This is a genomic window from Lentzea sp. (genome assembly GCF_036380075.1).
Lineage (GTDB): Bacteria > Actinomycetota > Actinomycetes > Mycobacteriales > Pseudonocardiaceae > Lentzea.
Genome location: NZ_DASVFL010000339.1, coordinates 1 through 2,633, shown reverse-complemented (window position 1 = coordinate 2,633; position 2,633 = coordinate 1). Strand labels below are relative to the sequence as shown.

The 2,633-nt window shown below is 70.4% G+C and carries 3 protein-coding genes; all 3 read left to right on the top strand.

Going from position 1 to position 2,633, the window contains the following annotated elements; translation table 11 throughout:
- Positions 1 to 466: 466 nt before the first annotated feature.
- The 3 genes from VF330_RS36250 to VF330_RS36240 all read left to right on the top strand — a co-directional run bounded on the left by VF330_RS36250 (position 467) and on the right by VF330_RS36240 (position 2,630).
- Positions 467 to 1,084, top strand: coding sequence for an FABP family protein (locus tag VF330_RS36250; protein ID WP_330856258.1), 618 nt, complete (start codon positions 467 to 469; stop codon positions 1,082 to 1,084).
- Between the two features lie 110 nt (positions 1,085 to 1,194).
- Positions 1,195 to 1,782 (top strand): 5-oxoprolinase subunit PxpB, encoded by a 588-nt coding sequence (gene pxpB / locus VF330_RS36245; RefSeq protein WP_330856257.1) that lies wholly within the window; start codon positions 1,195 to 1,197, stop codon positions 1,780 to 1,782.
- A complete protein-coding gene (locus VF330_RS36240) occupies positions 1,779 to 2,630 on the top strand; it encodes a biotin-dependent carboxyltransferase family protein (protein ID WP_330856256.1) in 852 nt (283 codons plus the stop codon). The genes pxpB and VF330_RS36240 overlap by 4 nt, the downstream gene beginning before the upstream one ends.
- The last annotated feature ends 3 nt before the right edge of the window (positions 2,631 to 2,633 follow it).

Genomic DNA, 2,633 nt, shown 5'->3' with positions numbered 1-2,633 from the left:
AGGGGTTGTCAAACCGCCACGCTTTTCGGCGGTTTGACAACCCCTCCAAGCTGTGGCTCGCTCTGCCCGGTTCGGGACGGGACCACCCCACCCGAACCGCACCACCCACGCAACGCACAGCCGCCCAACGCAACAGGCGTGCCATCAACCCGCCTGCGGCGCCGGCCCGGTCTTTGATCAGCTGGCGGGGTCCGGGGCGGAGCCCCGCGCCTGAAACAGGACCACCCGGTGTCATGCACCACCACAACGCTGCACGTCAACGCCAGAGAGATATCCTGGGAACCGTGGAACACATCTTCACAGGACTCCTGGTACTAGTGACGATCGCCGTCATGTGGTTCGCCGGCTACGTCGTCTACCGCCTCTACTCAGACCAGCGATGACCACCCCAGGCACTCCCAACACCCCAGGCACCCCAGGCACCTCGGGCACCCCAGGCGCGCATGGCACGCAAGGCGCAGCCCCCATCCCGGGCAGCGGCGACGAGGCCATCCGCCTGGCGGAGGAGCGCGCCGCGGCCACCCGCGAGCGCAACCTGCCGCAGTTCACCGACATGCCCATCCCGGCAGACACGGCGAACCTGCGCGAAGGCGCGAACCTCAACGACGCCCTCCTGGCCGTCCTCCCCCTGGTGGGCGTGTGGCGGGGCGAGGGCGAGATCGTCTACCCGACGATCGACGGCCCGTTCCGCTTCGGCCAGCAGATCACGTTCGCCCACGACGGCCGTCCGTTCCTCGTGTACGAGGCCCGGTCGTGGCTGCTCAACGAGGCCGGTGAGGTGATCCGCCCGGCAGCCAGGGAGCAGGGCTTCTGGCGCCCGCAGGCCGACGACACGATCGAGCTGCTGCTGGCCCACAACACGGGCATCGTCGAGCTGTTCTACGGCAAGGTGCGCACGCAGACGTCGTGGGAGTTCCAGACGGACGCCGTCATCCGCACCGCCACGGCCAAGGAGGTCAAGGCGGCGCAGCGGCTCTACGGCATCGTCAACAACGGCGACCTCGCCTACGTCGAGGAGCGCGCCATGGTCGGCCAGGAGATGCAGCCGCACGCGTCGGCGCACCTCAAGCGCATCGTCGGCTGAGACTTCCCGTCGATCGTTCAACAATCCGCCAGCACCACTGAGGGATTGTTGAACGATCTCGGCGTGTCGGATTGTTCAACAATCCCACGATTCCACGTACGATGGGCGGCATGCTGCTGCGGCGCTGCGGAACCGACGCCCTCCTCGTCGAGGTCGACTCACTGACGGAGGTCGCGGCCGTCCGCGCCGCCCTCCAGGACCTCGACGGCATCGAGGAACTGGTGCCCGCCGCACGAACAGTGCTGGTCAAGGGCCAACTCCACCGAGTCAGGGACGCCCTCCGAGACATCGACCTGACCAAGGCACCGGCGACGCACCCGCGCGAGATCACCGTGCCGGTCACCTACGACGGCCCCGACCTCGACCTGGTCGCCGAGACCGCGGGCGTCACCCCCGACGAGGTCGTGAAGCTCCACACCGAGGCCACCTACGAGGTCGCGTTCTGCGGCTTCGCCCCCGGCTTCGGCTACCTCACCGGCCTCCCCGAGAGCCTCCGGCAGCCGCGGCTCGACTCCCCGCGCACGAAGGTCCCGCAGGGCGCGGTCGGCATCGCCGGCGAGTTCACCGCCGCCTACCCCAGGTCCACCCCCGGCGGCTGGCGGCTGATCGGCCGCACCGGGATCACGCTGTTCGACCCCAGAGCCGAGACCCCCGCGCTCCTGCAGCCAGGCGACCAGGTCAGGTTCGTGGTCGCGTGAGCCGCCGAGTCACGATCCTCAGGACCGGCCCGCAGGCCCTCGTCCAGGACCTCGGCCGGCCGGGTCACGCCCACCTCGGCGTGCCGCCGTCCGGTGCCGTCGACCCGCACTCGCTGACCCTCGCGAACCGGCTCGTGGGCAACGACGAGAGCGCGGCCGGGCTGGAGCTCCTGCTGGGCGGTCTCACCCTGCGCACCCACACGAGCTGCACGGTCGCCGTCACCGGACCGCCCACCGAGGTGACGGTCGACGGCAGGCTCGCCGACTCCCACCACCCGATCCACCTCAGGCCGGACCAGACCCTCACCGTCGGCACGCCGGGCACCGGCCTGCGCACCTACCTCGCGATCTCCGGCGGCGTCGACGTGCCACCGGAGCTCGGCAGCCGGTCCACCGACCTGCTCTCCGGAATCGGTCCGGACCCGTTGCGCGACAACGACGTCCTGGAGCTCGGCACCCCCGGAACGCCTACGGGCGCCGACGTCGTCCCGCCGCACCAGGCACCGGACGTCCTGGTCGTCCCGATCCTGCTCGGTCCGCGCGACGACTGGTTCGACGACGCGGAAACCCAGCTGCGCCGGGGTTCCTGGACCGTCTCGGACCGCAGCAACCGGGTCGGCACGCGGCTCAGCGGCACGAAGCTGAATCGTCGTGACGGGGAGATTCCCAGCGAGGGCATGATCACCGGCTCGGTCCAGGTGCCGCCGGACGGCCAGCCCGTGGTGTTCCTCAACGACCACCCGACGACCGGCGGCTATCCCGTCATCGGCGTCGTCGACCGCGACCACCTGCGGTTTCTCGGTCAGGCGCGGCCGGGCACGCAGGTCCGGTTTCGCCCGGCCGACTGAGCC

Bases quoted from the DNA above. Each gene is read 5' to 3' on its own strand.
- pxpB (WP_330856257.1), top strand. From the start codon at position 1,195: ATGCTGCTGCGGCGCTGCGGAACCGACGCCCTCCTCGTCGAGGTCGAC.